This is a genomic window from Moorena sp. SIO3E8 (genome assembly GCF_010692445.1).
Classification (GTDB): Bacteria; Cyanobacteriota; Cyanobacteriia; order Cyanobacteriales; family Coleofasciculaceae; genus Moorena; species Moorena bouillonii.
Window position 1 is genome coordinate 19,250 of record NZ_JAAHHM010000008.1, and the last position, 24,844, is coordinate 44,093.

The 24,844-nt window shown below is 43.4% G+C and carries 20 protein-coding genes; 8 read left to right on the top strand and 12 right to left on the bottom strand.

Annotation, left to right across the window (positions count from 1 at the left end; genetic code table 11):
- Nucleotides 1-11: 11 nt before the first annotated feature.
- On the top strand, nucleotides 12-6,704 hold the full coding sequence (locus F6K46_RS05620; RefSeq protein WP_293054561.1) for a type I polyketide synthase: 6,693 nt from the start codon (nucleotides 12-14) through the stop codon (nucleotides 6,702-6,704).
- A 257-nt stretch (nucleotides 6,705-6,961) separates the two neighbouring features.
- Nucleotides 6,962-7,885, top strand: a complete 924-nt coding sequence (locus F6K46_RS05625) for a DUF6208 family protein (RefSeq protein ID WP_293054564.1) — start codon at nucleotides 6,962-6,964, stop codon at nucleotides 7,883-7,885.
- Between the two features lie 254 nt (nucleotides 7,886-8,139).
- Here F6K46_RS05625 and F6K46_RS05630 read toward each other — a convergent pair whose 3' ends face one another.
- The 3 genes from F6K46_RS05630 to F6K46_RS05640 form a co-directional block, all read right to left on the bottom strand.
- The gene (locus tag F6K46_RS05630; protein ID WP_075900701.1) at nucleotides 8,140-8,622 is read right to left on the bottom strand and encodes a VOC family protein; all 483 of its coding nucleotides are present in this window, start codon (nucleotides 8,620-8,622) and stop codon (nucleotides 8,140-8,142) included.
- Between the two features lie 671 nt (nucleotides 8,623-9,293).
- Entirely contained in the window at nucleotides 9,294-10,004 is a 711-nt protein-coding gene (locus tag F6K46_RS05635; protein WP_143727665.1) for an ATP-binding protein, read from the bottom strand.
- Nucleotides 10,001-10,807, bottom strand: a complete 807-nt coding sequence (locus F6K46_RS05640; RefSeq protein ID WP_081431239.1) for a response regulator — start codon at nucleotides 10,805-10,807, stop codon at nucleotides 10,001-10,003. Before F6K46_RS05640 ends, F6K46_RS05635 begins: the two co-directional genes overlap by 4 nt.
- A gap of 665 nt (nucleotides 10,808-11,472) precedes the next feature.
- Between F6K46_RS05640 and accA the strand changes: the two genes are divergently transcribed.
- The 4 genes from accA (at nucleotide 11,473) to folE (ending at nucleotide 14,686) form a co-directional block, all read left to right on the top strand.
- Nucleotides 11,473-12,447 (top strand): acetyl-CoA carboxylase carboxyl transferase subunit alpha, encoded by a 975-nt coding sequence (gene accA / locus F6K46_RS05645; protein WP_070391836.1) that lies wholly within the window; start codon nucleotides 11,473-11,475, stop codon nucleotides 12,445-12,447.
- Nucleotides 12,448-12,838: 391 nt separating this feature from the next.
- Nucleotides 12,839-13,114 (top strand): hypothetical protein, encoded by a 276-nt coding sequence (locus F6K46_RS05650; protein ID WP_143727664.1) that lies wholly within the window; start codon nucleotides 12,839-12,841, stop codon nucleotides 13,112-13,114.
- Nucleotides 13,114-13,839: an SDR family oxidoreductase gene (locus F6K46_RS05655; RefSeq protein ID WP_198954090.1), complete on the top strand. Its 726-nt coding sequence runs from the start codon at nucleotides 13,114-13,116 to the stop codon at nucleotides 13,837-13,839. Before F6K46_RS05650 ends, F6K46_RS05655 begins: the two co-directional genes overlap by 1 nt.
- 124 nt (nucleotides 13,840-13,963) lie before the next feature.
- On the top strand, nucleotides 13,964-14,686 hold the full coding sequence (folE, locus tag F6K46_RS05660) for a GTP cyclohydrolase I FolE (protein ID WP_075906212.1): 723 nt from the start codon (nucleotides 13,964-13,966) through the stop codon (nucleotides 14,684-14,686).
- A gap of 479 nt (nucleotides 14,687-15,165) precedes the next feature.
- On the opposite strand, the gene F6K46_RS05665 is transcribed toward folE, so the two are convergent.
- The 3 genes from F6K46_RS05665 to F6K46_RS05675 all read right to left on the bottom strand — a co-directional run bounded on the left by F6K46_RS05665 (nucleotide 15,166) and on the right by F6K46_RS05675 (nucleotide 16,552).
- On the bottom strand, nucleotides 15,166-15,291 hold the full coding sequence (locus tag F6K46_RS05665; RefSeq protein ID WP_293054585.1) for a hypothetical protein: 126 nt from the start codon (nucleotides 15,289-15,291) through the stop codon (nucleotides 15,166-15,168).
- A gap of 268 nt (nucleotides 15,292-15,559) precedes the next feature.
- The gene (locus F6K46_RS05670) at nucleotides 15,560-15,757 is read right to left on the bottom strand and encodes a hypothetical protein (protein WP_081431101.1); all 198 of its coding nucleotides are present in this window, start codon (nucleotides 15,755-15,757) and stop codon (nucleotides 15,560-15,562) included.
- 624 nt (nucleotides 15,758-16,381) lie between these two features.
- Nucleotides 16,382-16,552, bottom strand: a complete 171-nt coding sequence (locus F6K46_RS05675) for a hypothetical protein (protein ID WP_158069477.1) — start codon at nucleotides 16,550-16,552, stop codon at nucleotides 16,382-16,384.
- A 156-nt stretch (nucleotides 16,553-16,708) separates the two neighbouring features.
- Between F6K46_RS05675 and F6K46_RS05680 the strand changes: the two genes are divergently transcribed.
- Nucleotides 16,709-16,939, top strand: coding sequence for a helix-turn-helix transcriptional regulator (locus F6K46_RS05680; RefSeq protein ID WP_070391839.1), 231 nt, complete (start codon nucleotides 16,709-16,711; stop codon nucleotides 16,937-16,939).
- A 253-nt stretch (nucleotides 16,940-17,192) separates the two neighbouring features.
- Here the strand turns inward: F6K46_RS05680 and F6K46_RS05685 are convergent, their stop codons facing one another.
- The 5 genes from F6K46_RS05685 to F6K46_RS05705 all read right to left on the bottom strand — a co-directional run bounded on the left by F6K46_RS05685 (nucleotide 17,193) and on the right by F6K46_RS05705 (nucleotide 22,846).
- Nucleotides 17,193-18,359 (bottom strand): endo-1,4-beta-xylanase, encoded by a 1,167-nt coding sequence (locus F6K46_RS05685; RefSeq protein WP_229415232.1) that lies wholly within the window; start codon nucleotides 18,357-18,359, stop codon nucleotides 17,193-17,195.
- Nucleotides 18,360-18,737: 378 nt separating this feature from the next.
- On the bottom strand, nucleotides 18,738-19,805 hold the full coding sequence (locus F6K46_RS05690) for a glycosyltransferase family 4 protein (RefSeq protein ID WP_075905855.1): 1,068 nt from the start codon (nucleotides 19,803-19,805) through the stop codon (nucleotides 18,738-18,740).
- A 138-nt stretch (nucleotides 19,806-19,943) separates the two neighbouring features.
- Nucleotides 19,944-20,873: a sulfotransferase gene (locus F6K46_RS05695; RefSeq protein ID WP_075897700.1), complete on the bottom strand. Its 930-nt coding sequence runs from the start codon at nucleotides 20,871-20,873 to the stop codon at nucleotides 19,944-19,946.
- 293 nt (nucleotides 20,874-21,166) lie between these two features.
- Nucleotides 21,167-22,402 carry a glycosyltransferase gene (locus F6K46_RS05700; RefSeq protein WP_293054594.1) on the bottom strand — a complete coding sequence of 412 codons (1,236 nt, stop codon included), beginning with the start codon at nucleotides 22,400-22,402 and terminating at the stop codon, nucleotides 21,167-21,169.
- Between the two features lie 246 nt (nucleotides 22,403-22,648).
- Nucleotides 22,649-22,846: a hypothetical protein gene (locus F6K46_RS05705; RefSeq protein WP_293054597.1), complete on the bottom strand. Its 198-nt coding sequence runs from the start codon at nucleotides 22,844-22,846 to the stop codon at nucleotides 22,649-22,651.
- Between the two features lie 13 nt (nucleotides 22,847-22,859).
- Here F6K46_RS05705 and F6K46_RS05710 point away from each other — a divergent pair, with 13 nt between their 5' ends.
- Nucleotides 22,860-23,000 (top strand): hypothetical protein, encoded by a 141-nt coding sequence (locus tag F6K46_RS05710; RefSeq protein WP_158069478.1) that lies wholly within the window; start codon nucleotides 22,860-22,862, stop codon nucleotides 22,998-23,000.
- Nucleotides 23,001-23,477: 477 nt separating this feature from the next.
- Here F6K46_RS05710 and F6K46_RS05715 read toward each other — a convergent pair whose 3' ends face one another.
- The gene (locus F6K46_RS05715; RefSeq protein WP_293054599.1) at nucleotides 23,478-24,782 is read right to left on the bottom strand and encodes an oligosaccharide flippase family protein; all 1,305 of its coding nucleotides are present in this window, start codon (nucleotides 24,780-24,782) and stop codon (nucleotides 23,478-23,480) included.
- Nucleotides 24,783-24,844: the final 62 nt, after the last annotated feature.

The following is a 24,844-nucleotide window of genomic DNA, read 5'->3' on the forward strand; positions in this document are numbered from 1 at the left end:
TTCCTAGATCTATGTTTCGATCTATGTTGCCAGTGGATGATATTGCTAAGCGGATTGCCAATCTCTCCCCCGAAAAACGCGCCCTTCTTGAGTTGCAGCTGCAAAAAAGGAAAGGGTTAAAAGAACCTATTGCTATTATCGGGATTGGCTGCCGCTTTCCAGGTGCCTCTTCCCCAAACTCCTTCTGGCAACTGCTCAAAAATGGTGTTGATGCTATTACTGCAGTGCCACCAGACCGTTGGGATATCCAGAAATTTTACGATGCTGATCCCACAGCACCAGGCAAAATGTATTGCCGTTATGGTGGTTTTCTGGCCCATGTTGATCAATTTGATCCAGAATTCTTTGGCATTGCTCCTCGGGAAGCTACCTATATCGACCCCCAGCAGCGACTACTGTTGGAAGTAATTTGGGAAGCACTAGAGGATGCAGGCCAAGTGCCTAGCCGAATCAGTGGTAGCCAAACGGGGGTCTTTGTTGGCATTTCTACTCATGATTATGGTCAGCTGCTCCTCCAAAGTCCAGAGGTGGTAGATACCTATACCAATACTGGTGTAGCTTCCACTATGGCAGCTAATCGCATTTCCTACCTACTGAATTTAAAAGGGCCAAGTCTAACGGTTGATACCGCTTGCTCCTCATCCCTAGTTGCTGTTCATTTGGCTTGTCAGAGTATCTGGAATGGTGAGTCAACCGTAGCCATAGCAGGGGGAGTCAATTTGATGCTAACCCCAGTGGTGACGGTTGGGTTAAGTAAGTTAACGGCTTTATCTCCGGATGGTCGCTGTAAGGCATTTGATGCCCGTGCCAATGGCTTTGTCAGGGGCGAGGGGGCTGGGGTGATAGTAGTAAAGCCCCTATCCAAAGCCCTGATCGATAAAGATCCAATTTATGCTGTGATTCGAGGTAGTGCGGTGAACCAAGATGGGCGCACTAATGGGCTAACTGCTCCCAATCGAGATGCTCAGGAAGCTGTTCTAGTCTCGGCCTACCAGCAAGCGGGCATTTCACCGTCAGATGTGCAGTATGTAGAAACCCATGGGACCGGAACCCTACTGGGAGACCCGATTGAAGCGATGGCCTTGGGAAATGTCCTAAAACGCGCTCGCAAAGCGGTTCCAAAGGAACATCGCTCTGACAATAACTCTGATAATAACTCTGATAACTACGGTGCGTTATCAACCCATCCTACCAACAAGCCTGTTGCTATTGGTTCGGTCAAATCTAATATCGGTCATCTAGAAGCAGCTGCTGGTATTGCTAGTTTAATCAAAGTTGCCCTATCCCTCAAGCACCAAGAACGTTTACCCAGCCTCCATTTCCAGGAGCCAAATCCCCACATTCCCTTTGATGAACTGCCCCTGCGAGTACAGCAGCAACGGGAGCCTTGGCCATGGGATGTTATTCCCCCATTTGCTGGTGTAAGTTCTTTCGGTTTTGGAGGAACCAATGCTCATGTGGTGCTACAAGGAGCGCCAGAGTTGACAAAAGCGACAAGTAATGATAGAGACCAAAACGATCAAGACCAAAACTATCATCTATTTACCTTGTCTGCCAAAACAGCAACCGCCCTGCAAACCCTAGGAAAGCGATACATAGACTTCATAGCATCTGAGCCATCAAGCACACTGGCAGATATTTGTTTGACCAGCAATAAAGGGCGATCGCATTTTAACTATCGTCTAGCCCTCCTAGTCCAATCCACTGACCAGTTGCAGCAACAACTGACCAAGTTGACAGAAAGGGAAACCATTTCGGAGAAAATAGCACAAAATAGCCCTACTCCCCCCGAAATAGTTTTCCTCTTCACTGGTCAAGGCTCTCAGTATAGTGGTATGGGACGGCAACTCTACGAAACCCAACCAATATTTGCCGGCTATCTCGACCAATGCGCCGAAATTCTGCAATCCTATTTAGAACAGCCGTTACTGGATGTCCTGTATCCAGAAATATTGAGCGACAACAGTGACAACTCCACATTAAATCAAACCGCCTACACCCAACCAGCATTATTTGCTCTAGAATACTCCCTGGCTCAGTTATGGCGGTCTTGGGGAATCGAACCAACCGTGGTGATGGGTCATAGTGTTGGGGAATATGTGGCAGCAACTGTAGCAGGAGTGTTTAGCTTAGAAGATGGGCTCAAGCTGATTGCCGAAAGAGCGCGTTTGATGCAACAGTTGCCAGCAGGGGGTGAAATGGCAGTCATTTTGACCAATGAGCAGCAGGTCACTGAGGCAATTCAATCCCTATCCGACAAAGTCTCAATCGCTGCCATTAACGGTCCGGAAAATATTGTGATTTCTGGGGAAAGTCAGGCGGTTCAAACCGTGATAGCCCGACTACGCTCTCAAAAGGTCAAATCACTAAAGTTGCCAGTCTCCCATGCCTTCCATTCTCACCTAATGCAACCAATGGTGGGAGATTTTGCTCAGGTATTATCGGAAATATCCTTACATCCCCCACAAATAGAGATAATTTCGAATTTAACTGGAAAATTAGCCACTGCCGCGATCGCTACGACCGAGTATTGGTGTGACCATGTCCGTGGGTCCGTTAAATTTTACCAGAGCATGGAAACCCTTTATCAACAGGGTTATCATCTGTGTGTGGAAGTAGGACCGAAGCCTAGCTTATTGGGAATGGGCAAAGCGTGCTTACCGAAAGGAAAGCTCACAGCTATACCAAGTTTGCGCCCAGGAAAACCAGATAGTCGGCAAATGCTGGAAAGTTTGGCAAGCCTATATAAACATGGCGCATCAGTAGACTGGGGAAGATTCCATCACCATAACCCCCGTCGCCTAGTTTCCCTACCCACTTATCCTTTTGAACGGCAACGGTATTGGCTAGATACCACTTCAGTAAAACCATTATCCCCGATTTCCTATGGTCAACTCTCTACTCCCTCCTATGGGGATTGGTTGTATGAAATAGCATGGCGACCTAAGGATGTAGATTCATCTGATATATCAGTAGATATATCAGATGAATCTAGTACAACTTGGTTGATTTTTGCCGATAAAGAGGGCTTTGGAGAAACATTTGGAGAAACATTAGTTCAACAGCTGGAAGAAAAATGTGTTGACAAAGCGGTTCCAAAGGAACATCGCGTTTTGCTAATTTCCCCTGGCTCAAGCTATGAACAATTACAAGTAAACCATTACCAAATTAACCCAGCACAACCGCAACACTTTCAGCGTCTTTTAGATCAAGAAGTCGAATCTCTAAACGCAACATCTGTGATTGTGGTTCATATGTGGAGTTTAGATACTCCCGCACTGGACGAGTTTCAAACATTTCCCCTAGACGCCACCTTAGAAAACGGTTGTGGTAGTGTCTTGCATTTGCTGCAAGCGTTAGTCAAAGCAGAATTAGCTCAACCCCCTCGTCTGTGGTTAGTTACCGAGGGCACACAACCGCTAGGTAAGACGAAAAAATCCTTACGGATTGCCCAGTCTCCCCTATGGGGTTTAGGTGCAGTTATTGCCCAAGAACATCCAGAAATCTGGGGAGGGATAATAGACCTAGAACCAAGTCAAGACTCAGCACTGAGCAATGAGCAGCACTACCAAGAGCAATCATTAATGCTGCTCAACCAGATATTACAGCCACAGGGAGAAAACCAAATTGCTTTGAGGGATGGACAAGCCTATGTGCCTAGGCTGATTCATCAACAGCAACAGTCCCAAAGTGCTAGCTTACCATTGCAGCTAAAACAAGATGGCACCTATTTAATTACTGGTGGTTTGGGGTCACTGGGGTTAAAGGTAGCTGAATGGATGGTAGATAAGGGGGCAAGGTATTTAGTACTGGTAGGACGAAGCCAACCAAATCCTAGGGCGTCAGAAATAATTGGGAAATTAGAAGAACAAGGTGTGATGGTAGTCCTTGAGCAAGTGGATGTATCCCAGGAAGCACAAGTTAGGGACTGTCTCAACAGAATTCAGGTTTCCCTACCCCCCCTCAAAGGAATTATCCATGGTGCAGGGGTCCTAGAGGATGGGGTGCTGCTGCACCAAGATTGGGCAAAATTTGCCAAGGTGATGAAACCGAAAGTTGAGGGAGCCTGGAATTTACACAGGTTGACTCAGGATATAGCCCTAGAGTTATTTGTACTATTTTCCTCCGCCACCTCTATCCTAGGTACCCCTGGTCAAGGAAACTATTCCGCAGCTAACCGATTTTTAGATAGCCTCAGCCATTATCGACAACAGCAAGGTGCAAGCGCTTTAAGTATTAATTGGGGGCCTTGGGCTGAGATGGGTTTAGCCGCTGGCGTCGGTAAACGGATGGCAATGCTGGGAATCGAGCCGATTCAAGCACCACAGGGATTACAGATACTCGAACAACTTCTGGCACAAGATGGGGCTCAGGTGGGGGTATTACCGGTGGAGTGGTCAAGGTTAAAGGAACGACTACCGGTAGAGTTACCGTTATTCCTATCAGAGGTAATCACAACAGAAACACTACCCCCTCAGGGGGATGGGGAAAACGACAATTCTGGGATTTTTGATCAACTGCTCGCCAGTACAACAACCCAACGGGAAGAGTTATTAAAAGATTACCTTAAGCAACAGATTGCTAAGGCTTTAGGGATAAGTCGGGAAATCTTAGGGTCGAGCAACCTGATGGATTTGGGTGCTGATTCCTTAATGATTGTAGAAGTACTCAATGCCTGTAAGAAAGACCTGAAGATAACGCTTTATCCTAGGGAGTTTTATGAGCGACCAACGATTACAGCTCTAGCTGAGTACTTGGCTTTGGAGATGGAACGGCTTCATCAGCCCCAGCCAACCCAAACTTCATTGACCACTACTAGTCTCTCAGATATTAAGAATTGGGCTAATCCTTGGGCATGGAACAATAGCGAACGCAATTTTACCAAACCCATCCAGCGCAATCGGAGCATGGTGTTTTTGCTGTGTAGCCCTCGGTCAGGCTCCACCTTACTGCGGGTGATGCTAGCTGGTCATCGGGATTTATTCTGTCCACCAGAATTACACCTATTGCCCTTTGACACCATGGCTGAGCGCAATCAATCCCTAGGTTCAACTCACTTAGGAGAAGGGTTAGCGCGAGCTTTCATGGAAATCATGAACCTAGATGCCCAAGCCAGTACAACACTGGTGGAGGAGATAACCCAGCAAGACTGGTCAATTCAGAAGGTTTATGGCAGGTTACAGGAACTAACGGGTAAACGTATGCTTGTGGATAAGTCTCCTACCTATGCTGGCAGTATTGAAACCCTAAGGCACGCGGAAAATTTATTTGAAGAAGCCAAGTATATTCATCTAGTACGTCATCCCTATGCCGTAATTGATTCCTTCGTGAAAAATCGGATGGATAAAATCTTTGGTATTGATCAGGTAGACCCTTATTGGCTAGCAGAGGAAGTTTGGACAACCTGTAACCGTAATATCCTAGACTTCTGCGAGGAAATTGCACCATCTAATCATCATTTAGTGTATTACGAGGAACTAGTAAAGCAACCTGCTTTGGTCATGGCAAGGTTGTGTGAGTTTCTGGATATTCCTTTTGATGAGGCGGTTTTAGAACCCTATCAAGGCCAGCGGATGACGGATGGAGTTCATCCCCAATCCCTACCGGTGGATGACCCCAATTTCCGCAACCATAACCAAATTGATTCGGCTTTGGGAGAGGTTTGGCGGCAAATCCAGTTGCCCCGGCCTTTGGGGAATTTTGCGGAAGAGGTAGCGACACGGTTGGATTATCAATTGCCGTTACTGCTTGAACCTTCAGCCCAACCAGCTAACCTTGGCCAAAAGGCCACGCTACCCGAACAACTTGAACCGATGCAGGAGTCTTATCTAGACGTGCGGGGTTTACAGCTGTGTCTGTGTAGTTGGGGTCCAGTCGATGGAGATTTAATCCTATGTATCCATGGTGTTTTAGAACATGGAGCGGCTTGGGAAGAAATTGCCCGTCCCTTAGCAAGTATGGGATATCGAGTCGTTGCACCTGACCAGCGAGGCCATGGACTTTCCCAGCATGTAGGTATGGGAGGGTCTTATCAATTAATTGACTACTTAGGGGATTTAGATGCGATCGCTTTTGGCGCGGCAGAGCCTAACCCAAATCCACTGACAGACCAGCCATTTATTCTAGTCGGTCATTCCATGGGGGCTGTAGTTGCTGCCACCTTTGCCAGTGTTAGACCCGAAAAGGTCAAGTCTTTAGTATTGCTGGAGCCAGTGCTACCAGGAGAACAGAAGGATGATCAAACAGCTCAACAGATAGCAACCCACCTAGATTATCTCGCTTCCCCACCCCAACACCAGGTCTTTGGGAATATCCAATCTGCTGCTAATCGTCTGCGCCGCTTAACCCCCAACCTATCTGAAGAATTGGCTTTAAAACATGCTCAGCGACTTACGGAACCTGGTGAGGGTGGTGTACGTTGGCGCTGGGATCCAAGACTGCAAATTCGTACGGGAATTGGTTTAAGTGGAACAGCTTTTAATCGAGATAAATACACACAGTTACTGAATCAAATTAAAGCTCCTACTACTTTAGTTTATGGCAATAATAGTAACTTTAACCGAGCCGAAGACATAGCTTTGCAACAAGCTGCAATACCTCACGCTCAAACAGTCACACTATCAGGAGGACATAACCTCCATGTTGATGCACCAGATGCTATAGTTGCAATTATCGCCAACAACCGATTAAACCTGAAAAATTAAAAAGTGACAAGGTAACAAGTAAAAGGGAAAAGGTAACAGGTAACAGGTAATAGGGAAACTTAAAAATACCCATTACCAAATATCGCCAAACCAACTAGCAAAACTAAATAGATCATGAAACCAAATCCTGATTCATAATAACACCAAAAAATCTTCGCAGCTCTTTCCCAATATTCCCTAATCCCTAATCCCTGTTCCCTGTTCCCTGTTCCCTGCTCCCTGCTCCCTGCTCCCTGCTCCTTAGCCTATACAAACAAATGAATAATATAGAGCTTTTCTGGGAAATCCCCTTATCCATACTCTCCTTCATCTTTTCCCGCATCCTAAGATTTGTGATGCAAACCATAGGGGGATACTTTACCTCCAAAAAAAATACTAAAAATCTCCAGTGGCAACTCGTATCAGCCGAGTTTTTAAAAAAGCCCATCAAATTAATTTGGGCAATGAGTCGAGCTCGTTGGAATCTTCACGCTATTATTTCTCTAGTTGGACCGATTCAGGTCAAAGAGGTAATTAGCTTTGATGCCAGTGCAGCTAAACAATCAGCCCAATCCTGGACATTAGTAGTTTACAGTCTACCAGATTTTGAAACCATCACTAATATCAGCTCCCTCACCGTATCCGGAGACAACCAATGGGAATCCGTGAGCTTAAAACCAGGTAAATACTTATTAGGTTTGCGGTATTATCACTGGTCAGACACAATAGAGCAACCTACTGTTAAAGCAGATGGTGTTAAAGTCGTAGATGCCAAGCAAATTAACGCCCCTACTGATATTAACAGCTTTTACCGTGACCTGATTAAACGAAAAAATTGGCTTCATGTCTGGTTAAATTATTATGTTTTCAACCTGTTGCGCTTTAAGCAATGGTTACCCCAGGCATTTGTTAAAAAAGTATTCTTACCTGTACCGAATCCAGAAACCAAGTTTTACTATGGTGCCTTGAAAAAAGGAGAATCTATTCAATTTAAACTAGCACCATCCCTGTTAACAACCCATGATATTTACTACAGCTTGTACAGCCGTGAATGCTTTGCTCTAGATTGGTACAAAATTACCGAAGCGGAACATAGAACATCTGTTAGTGATCAGAAGTCTATTTATATTGTTCGGATTCATCCGAAATTTGAGCGAAACGCTTTATTTGAAAATAGTTGGGTTAAGATAGCCGTTGTTTGAAGTAATCGCTTGAAGTAGTCCTAGTCTTGTAATCCCAATAATTCCAATAATTCCAAATGCTGGTTAAAAACCCCCTTTAAAGACTGTTTATGTTTGTTAAACTTTGCTTCAATCCTTGCGTAGGGTGGGTTAGGCTGCAAGATCTGTAAAAGCTCACCTTTGAACAGAGCTATCTGCCGTAACCCACCAATATTCTGTGACTTAAGCGGTGATTAGATTTACCTTATAAACAGTCACTGAAAAGTCAATACCAACTAGAACAACAAGTTCTCGCGAAGGCTTAACGTGTTGCCATCAAAATCCTTAAAGAATGCTAATATAACTCCTGCACCAACATCTTTAATCGGTGACACATCAATCCCTTCAGAGATGAGGAAATCCCTAGCCAAAAATATATCTTTCACAACTAGTGTTAGTACGGCTTCTCCCGTTCCTGTAGGTTGGTCTTCGTAGAGGCCAATTAGGGTGCCAGGCACGTTGGGGTAAAAGAACTGCGTCCAACTGGGTGTATCGCGGGAAGTATCCCGTTCCATGCCCAAAAGCTCCTCGTAAAAGAAGATGGCTCGCTTGAGATCGACGACATTTACTTTAGATACATAGCCCGTTACGAGCTCATCCATAGGGTTTTGAGCAACTGCGGTGCTAGTCCATCCAGAACTTAACAGAACAAAAACACTGATCAGTACTATGACTGTTGCTGTTTTTAGCTTTTGCAATAATTTTTGCATCATCTTCATTTTTAGGTTATCCTTATCTAACCTTTTTTGGTGTGGTCTACTCCTAGGACATTTAAATTTAGATTTCATAGAGAAATATTCAGAGGCTAAGCCTTGTTATCACTAGACCTCTAAAGCTCATCTAAAAAGCAGTAAATTTAAATGTCCGTTAGCTTCAGGTTTGTTAACTTCAGCCAACCAACAATTATTAGTATACACAGACTTATAGAAAGAAGACATAACCTTAACCAAATAAGTGACAAATCTTCACTATTTTTTATGGTCATAGTTCTAAATCCTAGACGGAGTAAAGGATTCAGTATTTTTAAATAAGCGACGCATCAAGACAAGGACTTGACAATTTTTGCGAAACTTAGTAAACAAAGGGTACTTTACATTAATAATTATTTAAGTTTTAGTTAAACTTCCAGTTACTATCTTGGGCTCCAACCAATTAGTCTCTCTAGGAATTAAAAGATTCAGTAATGTTCGTTAAAATACTTGACAAATCAGGAGGATATGTTATTTGAGCAGCAGTTGTTTAATAGTTATAGCAGTCGAAGTAAAGGTTAAGACATATTTCTGTTCCCAGATCCGCTGTTCCCAGATCCGCTGTTCCCTTTAAACGAAAATACTATGTCATAAACTATACTTCCCTTGCTATAAAGCGCAGGGCTATAGGATTTAGGATATTACTCTGAAACTATCTCGATTGGTAACACTACTGTAAATGTCGTCTTTCCAGGCACCGACTCCACCTCAATCTGACCCTGATGTTTATCCACAATCTTTTTGACAATATCTAGCCCCAAACCACTCCCTTCTCCAGGGGGTTTAGTCGTAAAAAAAGGCTTAAATATTTTTGGTATAATTTCCGGGGGAATTCCTTTAGCACTATCAGTGAAACTGACTTTTATCTGATCATCCTGCTGTCTGACATCAATGGTTAAGGTTCCCTTACTATCCATAGCTTGAATGCTATTGTGAATCAAGTTCGTCCAAACTTGATTAAGTTGGTCGGGATAGCAAAGAATAGCAGGCAAGGAATCCTCATAATTTATGATTACTTCTACACCGTATTTGAGTTGGTTATAATAGAGAGTTAAAATAGTATAAATCCCTTCAATAATATTTGCCTCTATCTTGTTACCACTAGAATCATCATGGGCATAAGTTTTCAGGGCAAACACCACTTTAGCAGCTCGTTCAGCAGCGGTAACAATGTTACGGGTACTGGTTTGGAGATTAGCAAATTGATAGGCAGTTTGTAAAATTTTTTCTCCCTCTGGGTCTTTCAGTAGAGGCAACAAGGTGTCTAGGTCGTCCCAAACCCCAATTCCCACTAAAATATTGGCGAGTTTTGCTGCTTTTTGAATCGAGTGGGATGTCATCTGGCCGGTCAAGGCTTTTCTGATTTGACGTTCCGAGTAGATAAAGGAGTCGTTTGTTGGCTGGAGCGTTCTAGTAAGGTAAAGAAATCCGACTGGCGTTCCTTTGAAAGTTTTTGAAAAAAGGAAGGTAACTGCTTGAGGTGGTGAGCTAAAAAGTTGGCAAGATTCCTAACTGAGGAGTTAATAGCACCTAAGGGAGTGTTAATTTCATGAGCAACTCCAGCCACTAATTGTCCGAGAGCAGCCATTTTTTCAGATTGGATCAACTCGTCTTGAGTAGCTTGCAGCTGTTGCAGGGTTTCGTTGAGTTCTGCTTCCACTTCCATGCGCTGTTTGATTTCTGTTTTCAGACGTCGATTCTGCTGCTCCAAGGTCTTGGTTTGGTCTTCAAGGGTTTTGGTCAAGGAACGCAGTTGTAAATGTACCTTGACTCTTGCTAACACTTCCTGTGACTGAATCGGTTTAGTAAGATAATCGACTCCCCCAAGCTCAAATCCTTTCACCTTATCCTCTATACCGGATAAAGCCGTCATAAAAATTACAGGAATATCTTTGGTTTCGTCATCCCCTTTCAAACGGCGGCAGGTTTCAAAGCCATCCATCCCTGGCATCAACACATCCAGCAAAATAATATCTGGATGGGCGTATTTAGCTCGCTTCAAGCCACTCTCACCATTGCGGGCTACCAAAATCGTCAAACCAGCATCTTCCAAATAATCAACAGCTACTCCTAAATTGGTAGGATTATCATCAATCACCAAAATAGTGAAGTTGGTTAAGTCAAGATCAGGGATATTCGTCGTGCTGACACTCATTGCTCTTGTTCCCAGTGCAGATAGTTTTCCACTAAAGCCACAATCTCATCTTCCTGAAACCCTCGCGCTAAATTTTTAAGTTGATTGGTAATAAGGAATATAGTCATCCAATTCATTGAGATAGATAGCTGTGTAACGAATTTTACTCATCAAAAATCCCAGGTAGTGTGCGAATCCCGCCTATGGGCGACCGGGGAAGAAAAACCAGCTGGGGTATTTATTCCCCTGAAGCTACTTATGATGTGGATCTTCAATGGTATTACTTCCCAATCTTCCCCATCCTTTTGTTGAGATCTCTATTTTCCCCAGTAATTCACCAATCTGGCAAAGTTTCAGGTCAATAGCAATGACACTATGTCTAGATTTGGGGATTAAGCCAAGTCCGCGCTAGATTAGCCCTACGCCTAGTAATAATGCCTAGTAATCATATCGTTACAGTTTACATCGTCAATTGTAAACAGTGATAGGGAGATGGGAAGATGGGCATAGGGTCAATTCAGGCAAATGATTGAGGAAAATGTTAAGTTGTCAAAAATTTTAATGCTACCAGATGATATAAGAGAAGCGTGGGATTCCAATCTATTTTTGATGGGTTTGCTAATCTGGAGTTATGGCCTGTAATCTTACACAGAAACCCACTGACCATTGACGAATGACCAGTAACTATGTCACCAGCAAAAAACAGAACCTTTAGTCTCGACTTTGAAAAGCCACTGGTTGAACTGGAAAAACGAATTAAGCAAATTCGGGAACTCGCAGAGGAAAACAATGTTGATGTTTCTGACCAAATCCGCCAACTGGAGACAAGAGCAATCCAACTGCGTCAGGAAATTTTTAATAGTTTATCACCAGGGCAACGGCTACAGCTAGCTCGTCACCCTAGGCGTCCAAGTACCCTCGATTATATTCAGGCAATCACTGATGAGTGGTTTGAGTTGCATGGCGATCGCGGTGGTTATGATGACCCAGCCCTAGTAGGGGGGATTGGCTCTTTGGCGGGTCGTGCTGTGGTAATATTAGGACATCAAAAAGGTCGTGATACTAAAGATAATGTAGCTCGCAACTTCGGGATGGCTTCCCCTGGGGGCTACCGTAAAGCGATGCGGCTGATGGAACACGCTAATCGCTTTGATATGCCAATTTTGACCTTTATTGATACCCCTGGTGCTTGGGCTGGTGTAAAGGCGGAAGAACTCGGACAAGGAGAAGCGATCGCTTATAACCTCCGAGAAATGTTTCGTCTGGATGTCCCCATTATGTGTACAGTCATTGGTGAAGGAGGTTCCGGCGGTGCTTTGGGAATTGGTGTTGGTGATCGGGTTTTGATGTTTGAAAACGCTGTCTACACCGTAGCTAGCCCAGAAGCTTGTGCCGCCATCCTTTGGAAAGATGCTAGCCAAGGACAGCAGGCAGCAGCAGCGTTAAAGATTACCGCTTGGGACCTCAAAGAATTAGGGATTATTGACAAAGTTTTATCGGAACCCATAGGAGGAGCTCATGGGGATCCCTTGGCAACCGCCTCTATCCTCAAAGAGGCTCTATTGGAAAACCTGGCAGAACTAACTCAATTAACCCCTCAACAGCGCCGGGATTTGCGCTATCAGAAGTTCCGAAATATGGGGATTTTTCTAGAAAGTTAGTCTTGAAGGAGTTAACAGGTAAATGGGTCAGAGGTATATCTGTCAAGTCGCCAAGGCGTTGCTGCTGAACTGTTGCTGAACTAAGGACTGATCTCAAGTGGACTAATCTCAAGTATAGTTAGGTTCGCCTGCCAATTACGGCTACGGCTACTAACTTAAGGCGTGACAGATGATATTGCTATATATAGCAAGGGGTTCATCCTCTGGGGTATTGAGCTAATCATGCTCCGCATTTTGTCTGATGTTTAGGTTGGTAGCCCAATTACGAATTACCGTATCCCGATTTTTCTATCCTCAAAGTTTATTATTGACAGCCGAATGGTAGCTGAATAGTCTGCGGATGATGATACAATTAACAATTGTTCACAATAGTCTAAGGTAGTTAGTCAGTTTGCTAAACAATTTCGGATACACCGAAAACCTAGCTGTGCCTTTGGAGATTAACTGCCCTAAGGGAGTGTCTATAATCTCGGTGCCTAACCAACTCACTAAACCTAAGCTTAATTCAACGGCGTCCACCTCTGGTGACCTGGTAGCTGACCTAGCAGATTTAAAGCTAGCAGATTTAAACCAAATACCTGCGTTATGTGGGCATTTGCTTCGGATCAATCCTGAGTTTTATCGAGACGGTAGACAAGCATTTGTAACAAAATCTTGTAAAATTTGATGATATCGACTGTTGAGCGACGCGCCATAATTACTGGAGCGAGCAGTGGTATTGGCAAGGAAACAGCTTTAGCCTTTGCTAAGGCAGGAATCAGTGTAGCCTTAGTCAGCCGTTCCCGGAACAACTTAGAGATGGTTGCTGCTGCTGCTAGGGCAGCTGGGGTGCAAGCTAAGGCTTATCCATATGATTTAGCTGATCTGGAGCAGGTTAGATCTTGGATAGAAAAAATCACAGCAGATTTTGCTCCTATCACTATTCTCGTCAATAATGCGGGAATGGCTTACGCTAGATATCTCAGTGAGACACCGCTATCAGATTGGCAGCGCTTAATTGACCTGAATCTGACCAGTGTGTTTCAGTGCATCCAGGGGGTTCTGCCTGCTATGCGTGCCCAACACCGAGGCACGATCGTTAACGTGGCATCAATTGCTGCTAAGCAAGCCTTGCCTAAATGGGGGGCTTACAGCGTTAGTAAGGCAGGTATGATTGCCCTCTCCAAGACTCTAGCAGCGGAGGAAAGCCGCCATGGTATCCGGGTAGTAAGCATTTGTCCAGGTGCAGTCAATACCCCTTTATGGGATACAGATACAGTTCAGGTGCAATTAAATCGGTCAGGGATGTTGACCCCAGAAATTGTTGCCCAGTCAATTTTGCACACCGTCGAGCTACCACAACAGGCTGTCATCGAGTCCTTGACTCTGATGCCCAGTGCCGGGATTCTTTAGGGTATAGGTACAAATAATAGCACACTTTTGGTTCACTGAAAGGTTATTGCTGTGTCAATTTAACCTGTCCCTATGGTCTGGCAATATCAAGTTCATTTTTGTTTACAATCTAATCAGATTAATCATGACTATTGCTTCTTCCAATGGTTTCAACCGTGTTGAATCTGTTTCAACTGCTAAAAGTATCAATGGTAATGAGAAACATCAGCTAGAGACCCGTCCTGAGCGCAATACCCAGAATGGTCACCAGCCCAATTTACAAGCTCCTTTGGAAGAACTGAACCAGGAGATGATCAACGCTGTCACCACTATCCTATTGGGTGTTGGTGAAGACCCGCAACGAGAGGGACTGCTCAAAACCCCTAAGCGGGTAGCCGAGGCAATGCGATTCTTGACTAGTGGTTACAATCAGTCTTTAGAGGCAATAGTCAACGGGGCAATTTTTGACGAAGGTCATAATGAAATGGTACTCGTGCGGGATATCAATTTCTTTAGCCTCTGTGAACACCACATGTTGCCATTTATGGGTAAGGCTCACGTCGCCTATATCCCTAACCAAAAAGTGGTAGGACTCAGTAAAATAGCCCGTGTGGTCGAGATGTATGCACGGCGACTGCAAGTTCAGGAACGGCTGACTCGCCAGATTGCCGAAGCCATTCAAGCTGTCTTGGATCCAAAGGGTGTGGCTGTGGTGATGGAAGCTACCCATATGTGCATGGTGATGCGCGGTGTGCAAAAACCAGGGTCTTGGACCGCTACCAGTGCGATGGTCGGGATTTTTCAAGAGGATCAAAAAACTCGTGAGGAATTCCTCAACCTAATTCGCCATCAGCCGAATTTCTTTTAGGGGTTTGACTTAAACGGTTAACTAATCCTACTCAAAAAGTCATTAGTCATTAGTAATTAGAACTCTGGGAAAATTAACGTTTAGCTCAGACCTGACCAACAGTAGAGCCATGATTTTCAGCAGAGTTCTATTAGTCCTTAGCTTCAACCGCGAGAAGCCTCACAACGAACATGGGATGAATCGCGGACAGAGTTTTTTTACCAAGCAGGGAACTCAAAATCGTTTATATCGCCTATATCGTCTATAATGAAAGTAGTAGGGTAAATCAAATTAAGAGCTAACCGCCACCTAAGTGCTTAAAATAGAACTCATTATATTGTTCCGGTGGGTCGGGGCATCCCGGAGACGAAACCTTAGAAGAGCGATGCAGCGCGGTCTTGGGGAGCCAGTGCGGTCTTGGGGGTCTCCCCCGGAGACGAAACCTTAGATAGGGTCGCCTTTATAGTTAGCAGGTTATGCAGAAAAGGGTTAAATATTTGTTAATAAGGCTCCACTATCTTACGGTAACTATCGCCTTTGGCGACGCTTGGCCGTAGGCCACGCCAAAGGCGAACGCGAACAAACCATGAGCAACTGGCGTGGTTTCCCCCACTCGCGCTTTGCATCAAGACAGGGTCGCCTTAATCAATAAGTTTTAACCCTTTACCCATAGCCTGCTAACCATAAAGGCTCCACTCTTTAAGCGGTAACTTCTGACCGTATCGTTAATAAAGTAACCCGTGTATCCGTTCGCGCAGCGTCGGCGAAAGCCGATACCGTTGGGTGGAGTTGGTAAGAAGCCCACACTTTAATCTTTGATAAGCGTGTGGGAGTATGTAACTAACGGTAGTTACTGATGACAGATGAGTAATTACTAATGACTTACCTTAGCCACTAGTTAACAACATCCTCCCTAATAGTCTCCACATCAAACATTATGGAAAATTTTGCCTCAGGCATCATCTGCTTTAAAACCCGTAGATGTTCTTCAGCATTGCCGCGCCGTCGGAATCGGCCAACGGTGATATTACTGAGCTTGGGTTGCAGAAGGACAATGATCCAGGGATTGAGCTTTTCTTTATAATTCAACATAGGTTTTCCTTATAGGTTTTCCTTGAGACACTTGAATTTGGGGCCAAATTACTTTCCACTACCATCAGCGACCCATCTTTACACCTTGGAAAGCTCGTGAGATGGGGTAAACCATGTGCAGAGGCTTACTTGGGCAAACAGCCCCTCATGATCAGCGGGCAGGATTGATGACCGGAATTATTAGTACATATGTACTAATAAATGCGTGGGATTGAACGCAGCGTGACAGTTCTGCTTATTTTTTGTCTAATTCTTCTCACTTTTTGTCTAATCAGTTATAATAGACGAGCAAGTAATGGTGAATTAAAGTCTATTAAAGTTGATGACCAAAGCCGAAAATGCACCGGTTAACGACAGTAGACATCAAACCTCCTGTGGATAAAGCAATCAAAATCAGAAATTTGACGGTGGGGCATCCCGTCAGAAGTAAAGCTTGCCTTATACCCGAACACGGAAGCGTTTCTGTAAGGAAATAGCGATGGCTGGGGTTGGCGAGAAGCCTACACCTACTCGATAGAGAGGTTTGGGAAATGTCACCGTGATTAGTTGCGGGTTAGATTCCCCTGATCAGGTAAGTCTGCTGGTGTTGAAGCGGCTTACTTTCGATTGCGCGATGATTTGCCTCTAGCTTGGCATAGCTTCGGGAATATTAGCTGTTTGGTGCAAACATTTTACAGAAAATTTATCTACGGTATGGTTAGTGGTCAGGTATTTTACTGAACTAGCTAATAACCCTATGTGAGGTCGCCACACTGCTTGCTGCTGAAGGGCATTCAAGAAAAGGGCAGAAAACAAAGTTAACTGCCCTATTTTAATTAGGGCTTACGCAATTTAGCCATCGACACACGACATGTAGCTTTTAGAGGGTAACTATAACACTACATGTAGAGTTCATCCGCAAGCCCTATTTAAGCAAACCGTTCAAGTTTTCTTGAACAATAACAATTTATTATGAAAAGCCAAGAAGATCAACCTCTAACCCTGGTAAAACTCAGGGAACATGTCAATCTGACTCAAATGAAATTAGCCATTGCTGTTGGTGTCAGCATTACGACGATTAGTGACTGGGAAAATGGCAAAGCAGAACCACGCTTAAAGCACGTCAGGCTCCTGATTGAAATACTGGGTTGTTCTTTCGAGGAACTTTGTGAAGCCTTTGACCAAGCAAAACGTCGTTCGTAAAGCGACGGGTGCGCGGTCAAAGGCAGCCAGTGCGTTCAAAGGCAGGTAGTGCGTTCAAAGGGGTTTCCCCTTTGAACGTACTGCATCCCGACTCCCGACTCCCGACTCCCGACTCCCATTAACCCAGGACTTTCTACCTCACCCAATTGAGAACTGCTATATATAAACCTATATATAAACATAGGCTTGAAAATGAATCAATAACCCAATTGATATCTCAGCTGAAAGTTAATTTCCCCAAAGGTCTAATGATTCAACGTTTAGGAGCATTATCAAAAGCACGAGCGATCGCATTCCAGGCTAACTTGGGCTTGAAATCTGCATCGAGAGGTAGAGGTCGCACTGGCGCACCATCTGACCGGGGATGGAAGCTAGTTAAGTATGTGTAGCGATCGCTAAATCCCCAGGTCACTACTGCAATCACGGCTGGCTCATCAAGTACCACAGACAGATAATCTTCATAAGCTTGAGCCACCATGCGATCGCGTACAGTCAGATCCAAAGGTAACTTGTCATCTCTGACATCTAGTTCAGTAATCAAGATTTTAAAACCCATACTCGCCACATCCCGGAGAAATTTCCGCAGGCTTTGGGGGTTAATCCGTTTATTCCCTCGCAAGTGAGCCTGGATTCCCAGGGCATGACAGGGGGTTCCCTGAGACTTCAACCCCTCTAGTAGCTTCAAGACAGCCCTACGCTTGGCTTGCTCATCACTCGAATCATAACTCAGTCCATACTCGTTGTAGAGTAACATTGCCTTGGGGTCAGCAACAGCTGCAATGCGAAAGGCTAGGTCAATGTATTTCGGACCTAAAAATTTTAACCATGGCGTTTTGCGTAAACCATCTGCCCGTCCTTGGAAGGTAGCGATCGCTTCATTCACCACATCCCACGAGTGCATTTGTCCAGCATAACGCCCAGCCACTGTCTTTATATGTCTAACCAAGAACTGTTCAGCATTTTGGCGGTTTACTGTCTCCTCAAACCAAGGGGGTAACGAGATGTGCCAAATTAGGGTATGTCCCCGAAACAGCAATCGATGAGTCTTGGCAAAGTCTGCCATCCAATCCCCAGCCGTAAAGTCAAACTGATGGGGGTGAGGGCACAGGGGAGGGGAAGAAGGAGTAGAAACAAACCATTTTAGTCCCCATCCGGGAACCAGCATGGCACACTCTTGAGCAAAACGGGTACCTAAGGCTGGGTTTGAGGATAGGTCTGGGAATCGACTCTCGGCTCCATAAATTAATCCTTTTGCTGCTGCACGCTCTTTTAAAGAAGCTCCTTGAGCTACTGCAAAGTCTCGCTTCGGGTCATCAATAGCTTGAATTGAGTTACTTTGTCTGATAGATTTACACCTGGTCAGAGGGCCGACACTGGCTAAGCTACCTAAACCCAGTAATAATTCACGTCGTCCAATCATTAACTTGTTTTGACTCCTAGAAACCATCACCTAATATGCTTAGCTTTAATTATTTCAGCCATTTATCCCTGAGGGGGTGAAAAAATAGCAGAAAAAGCTTATTTGGTAAAAAATGCCGGTATTTCTGGTAAAAAAATATCGCTTTAGTTATCTCAATAAGACCAATAAAAATGATCAGCTTACCGTAAGCATATGCGCTACTTGAGGTGCTACTTGAGGTGTCAAAGGCCACGCTACGGGAATAGCCACGCTACTTGAGGTGCTTTCAGCTTATGCTTACGGTTTTAAACCGATTTTTTTTACCCCAAAAAACTCATTTATGTAGTGAGGTAGTCCACGAATTTTGCAGGCATCAATAAATTGATGATTCTGGTTCAGCTATTGCAATTTATTCCTTCTATTCCTGGAGTATCTGGCAATTTCCTTGTAGGCATTAATCGTTTTATTGGCTAGTTCTTGCCAATCAAAAGCGTCTAGGGGAGCTTGTTCTGGACGGGGAGTGTTTAATGCCCAATCTAAAGCTTTTTCAATGTCATAATCAGTAATTTCTCCTGTATAGGTATAGACCCATTCTTCACCAACTTGCTCTTGAACTTCAGGGAGAGCGCCAATTTTAGGAACTAATATGGGTCGGTTAAAAGAGAGTGCTAAGAAAGCACTACCAGAGTTTAAAATCTCGCGGTAGGGCAAAATAACTAAGTCAGCAGCACTGAAGTACCATTGCATATGGTCTTGGGGTATGAAATCTAGGTTGATTCGCAATCGTTTATCTAAGGCGGATTCCCTTTCAATTTCTGCTGCTAATTCAGGAAATTCTGGACTCCCCACAATGTAGAGTATGGCTTCTGGGTCAAAAAACTGTCGGAAAACTCGCATCAATTGAGGAGCATTTTTGTAAGGTCTAATTCTGCCAAATAAAAGCAATACTTTCGCCGAATTTGGAATTCCTAGATAATGGCGAGCTTCTTGAGAACTGACTTGATTAGGATACTGCCCTCGATAGTGACCATGGGGTACTACAAAACCAGGAATATTCTTTAACTCAGGGAAGCGCTTTTGGGCAGCTTTCATCCCAGTTTTGCTAAGGTTAATGTAACCATCCAACTGCCTTGTAAACACTTTCCAGAACCAAGCCTCTAGTTGCGGATAAAGCTGTTCATGAGAGGCTAAGTTGTGTACTGTCCAGACAATTTTTGTCCCCCGCCAGCGAGCCAAAATCATCAAGAATAATAGAGCTAACGTTTTTGCGATCGCTTTGAAGAAGTTAGGTTCATTTAAGTTTCGTTCTGGCCAGTGCCGATGCCAGATAGAATAATGATTTATCAGCAATTTTTGAGGAGAAAACTCATGGACATCAACCCCCAAAGTAGCTAGGTAGCTGTAAACTAGCCAGGTATAAGGGTTTTTGTCACGATCTTTAAAGGCTGGTTGGGCAAGAATTTTCATATTGCACCTACTCCATTGAGCTTTGGTTAACTTTAGAGCTGCCGTTACTTGCATGCTACTACCTAAACCTTGAAATCCATTACCAGTCAAGGTGTCTGCCGCAAACTACTTAATAGCTTTAAAAAAACGTAAACGATCTCAGGTTTCTAGTGACCAGAATTGATCAGACTGATAAAACGGTAGATCGGATAGTTTAACATAATTACGCACAACCTCGACTTCAGATTGGTTCATCGTTTGTTTCCATTTATTTATTTGTTGGTTGCTTATACGTACCTTGGAATAACGACCGGGTATGTTGTTAGTTGAACTTTGGAGTACATGGTTTTCTACCCGCCTATTCCATGGCAATTCAAACTGCTCAAATAGCTCTTTGAACTTCCCAATAGGGTCTAAGCATAATTCCTCATAAAAGATCAATAACCATTCAGGATTTCGAGACAATGCATCGGCTACAACACGATGTCTTGCTGCCCAGATAGCTGAAAATATTTCTATTGGCGTTTTTGCTGCCTCTATCACTGAACGGTAGGGTTCGAGATGATCTTGAAATAAGCTAGATTGATGTAATAGAGTATCTCGGGAAAGCTCAGCAGGAGTTTCTTTGTTAATTTCTGATAATACGGTGGGGCAAGGATGTCGAACAATTACCAATAGTTTTGGATTGTAGCGCTTGAAAACCCACTCGATGGACATCAGAGATGCTACATCTTTCACGATGATTTGATAATTAGGCAGTGCTCTAGCCCAGAAACCTCGGTACCAACCTCCTCCAAAAGGTAGATCTTTGAAGACATTATCAAAAGCATTTTCAAGCAAGTCATCTCGCTCACCAGGTCGTGTATATCGGAACCATGTATCCATGTTACCTTTTCCAGTAATATCTAGATTACATGGCTCGTAGTAGTATATAGCACGATTTGCGGTGGACAATGTTTTCCCGACCCAACTTGTACCGCTGCGACCATGACCTAATATCAAAATTGGGCGTTTGCCAACTTGCCAGTGATTCAAAAACCACGAGCTAAGATAGTAGCTGGTATTAGTAATTAAACGTTGTTTCCTCATTTATATTTCTTTATATTTTCAGTTAATTTATAGTTAATAGTTTTAGTTTTAATCAATTTTTAGTGGTATTTTATTAAAATAAACATCTAAATTATGATCAACCATGATAACTAAAATGCTAACTAAAATTTAATCACCACTAAACTCTAAAATAGTATAAAAACTATCAATATTTAGATGGAGCGAGATCGCGTTTTTCCTAGTTATGAGGTCAAGTCATTTTTTTCAACCTCTAATCCCTACTCCCATTAACTCCAAGGGCGTAGACCCTCACCCAATTAATAACTGGTATATCAAGATTTAGATCGAGCTAACTGGTTAGACTTGGAAAGTGAAACAATAGAATCTAGTTCCGAAATAACCCCTGCTATTGCTTTATAACCAAACAATTCCTCAAGTACACCTGGATTAACATTATCTCTGAAAGGATCGGACAAAAATCTGATAATTGCTTCGGCAAAGGATGACTTATCTACAGCAATTTCAAAGTAGTGATGAACCTCTTCTGGTAGACCTGCTATTCCCTGTGGTGTAGAAACAATCGGTCTACCAGAAACTAGCATTTCTAGGGACTTTATACTAACGCCACTCCCAGCTGAAACTGGATTAATGAGAACGCGCCCCGACTTGTATACTTCTGTAGAAGACACTGGATTTATTTTCAGATCAACTTCTGCAGTTTCCTCACATAGCTGCCTAACGTGCTGGACAGGATTTGAACCCGCTATTAAAACAGTAAATGTTGGTAATGCCAAACGTATTATAGGCATAACTTGGGTAATAAACCAGATTATTCCCGCTACATTGTTGTCCGAAAAGAGGTTACCCAAAAAAACGATATCATAGACAGGATTAGTCCTTCGTTTATCTCTGGATATTCCTTCCCTATTCTCTTCAGGAAACTCAATCAGAGGTGGTAAGTAGCGACCATTTGTCAATCCTTGACTTATCCAAAAATTTAGGTCATCTAGGGATATATCGTAAAATAAAGTACTCTTTTTTAGTAAATTTGTTTCATACTTTTCTAAGTTAGACAGTGATAAATATCGTTTGAGCTTGTTTAACCCTTTGGCAGACGCAAGTTTTCGGTTATAGTACAAATGCTCGATATTGTGAGAGCGAATAACTAGCAGCCTATTCAAGTGTTGACTTAACTGACTTGCTACTTCTCCACCGTGAATACCATGTAGGAAGATGACATCAGGATTAAACGCAGCCACATCAGAGAGTAATAGCTTGAGTTCTTTACCTCTAACAATTCTAGATGTCACTTCCAAAGGATACTTGAGTAAGTCAATTATCCGCCGAATAAAAGAGCCGAGTGTCTTTGGAAACTTTATAAAAAAAACTTGCTTGGCATACTTTCTAATTTCCAGGACTTCCTCTGGTTTTGGAGTATGGCTACACCAGCAGATAACTTGTATATCAATCCCTAAACTAGAGAAAGCTTTTATCCTTCGCCACATGTCTAATCGCGCCCCATGGATGGGCGGATAGGGAATATCATGGCATACTAATGTAATTTTCATAAATACCGCTACTCTTCCTCTCAGTTGTTTGCTGCTATAGAATTAGTCATGATAATTATCAGTACTGATCATTGTTCAATAACCTAGATGTTCCATCAATTAAGCATAGTTTAAATATATTATTTCAATATATAAGTAATAGTTATGTAACTTTACCACTTGATACTGATAACTTTTATCTAAATAACGAGTTAAATATAGCTGGAGTTTTTAACCTATATCCAACCCTTTGATTAGTTCATCTTTTTAAAAGAGATAAATCGGAAAACCGTCAGCAATATAACCCTTGGTATTAATGGGAGCAATATAGGAGTCAGGGCTTGAAAGCGATGCAGCGCGGTCTTGGGGAGGCAGCGCGGTCTTGGGGAGGCAGCGCGGTCTTGGGGGTTCCCCCCATGAGCGACTGCCGTGGTCTCCCCCATGATCGACTGCCGTGGTTTCCACGGGGTTTACAGCGATGCAGCGCGGTCTTGGGGGTTTCCCCCATGAGCGACTGCATCAAGACAGGTGCGGAAACAAGTTCCGCACACAGACCCAAAACCATGAGCGACTGCATCAAGAATTGATAAATTTTGGTGATGCTAGTCATAGACTATAAATACTTGTAGAGTCACTGGACGAACTACTTGATGAACAGAAGTAGGCAAAGTCTTGTAGACTCAGTATTTACCTAACTCCTACCTGCCATAGTAGAGGGGTCTAGTTGATCACTGGCTATCCTTGATTGCTTAGGAGGTTTTTCAAAAGCACGAGAAATAGCATTTTACCCAGACTTTAGTTAAAAGTCCGAGGTAGGAATTAAAAGCAAGCCAACGTGCTGATTGGCTTTGCCAGAGACTTATTGCTAGCTCTAGTTGATTCTAAGAGAATATCCGTAAAAATTATGTAAAGCTTTATTAAAGAAAGTGAAATTTCATCCTAAGTAACAGCAAATTTTTTGTAAAAATCAGCCAAGCTCATGGGTAATGGTGATCCGATTACCGATTACCGATGAGCAATTACCTATGAGCAATTAGCTATGAGCAATTACCCAAGAATGTTATGTTGCATCCCTCTTAGAGAAAGGGGATAAAGATTAATGTTCCGATTCTTGAAGGCGCTTGCTTCTGGTCACCTCTTGTCGATATAAGACAAACACTAATAGCCATAAGCTGAGCATCCTCAAGGAATCTGAGGTTAAACTTGACCAGGCAGCTCCCTTCCATGAATACAGAGGAATTAACCAAAGGTTTAACGAAAAGTTCAACAGAGCTGCCGTTACTTGTATGCTACTACGCAAACCTTGAAATCCAGCACCAGTCAGGGTGTCCGCCGCAAAAAACTGCATGGCTTTGAAAAACGGTATCGGTGCTAACCAACGTAAGGCATGGACTACCTCAGTATAGTCTTCACCTATGATGTAGGGTACCATTGGAGCCGAGATAAACAACCCGATACCAGCAGCTATTCCGTACATACCAGCAATTGGTGATAGACGCTTGGCCAGATTGAGACTTCCTCCGATGCCAGTGGCTCCCTTCTGAAAAAACTTGGCATAGGAAGCCGCTAACAGAGATTGTACAGGGACAAATGCCACATCAATTAAACGGTATGCAGCAGCATATATACCTGTAGCTTGTAATGTAGAAAGACGCGCTAGCATGGTTTTATCTACATTGTTGTTAACCGTTTCAGCACAAAGGTTGACAGAAAAGTAGAATCCCTGAAGCATCTCTGGCTTGAGCTTTGATATGGCCAATTTAGGAGTGCCTAACATCCGATGTACCATCAGAAATCCAATCCCAGCTGTTATTGCTGTACTAGCCATATATAAAGCTCCCCAAACTACAATATCTGATGTCTGAAAGAAGCTGACAAAACAAAGTGTTGCCACTAAATTTTTTAGACTAAGTAAAAAATGAATCTGAGCGGTGTGCTTAAGCTGACTGACTGCGATAAATGCCTGACCAGCGGTGGCTAAAATTTTCAAAAAGAGTAAGTCAGACAAAAATACGAAAAATATTAGCAGGGGCGAGGTTTCTTCAGGTAAAATAGCTGGATATATAAGCATCACTAAGACAATTAGCACCAAACTAGAGGTAAAAATCATCAACAGCGCATTGCCCCAGTATTCCTTGAATAAGGCTCGGTTTCTAGAGACATTTTTAATTAAAACATCTCCACTACCCCAGGTAGCAAAAGGCGATATAATCGCCGCTAAAGCGGTCAAACTAGCAAACAAACCATACTGTTTAGCACCGAGGGTACGAGCAATTATCACGAAGTAGGCCGCTTGGACAATCATCTTCAGAAATTTAGCCAATAGCATCCACAACGTGTTACGTACTAGGGATTTATGAAATATGCCAATGAGCCTGGATTTGAGGGATTGAAAATTCATATCAAGTAGTTTATATCATACCTTTTCGCTGCCAGGATTATCTGCCAAGTTGGTAACTGATC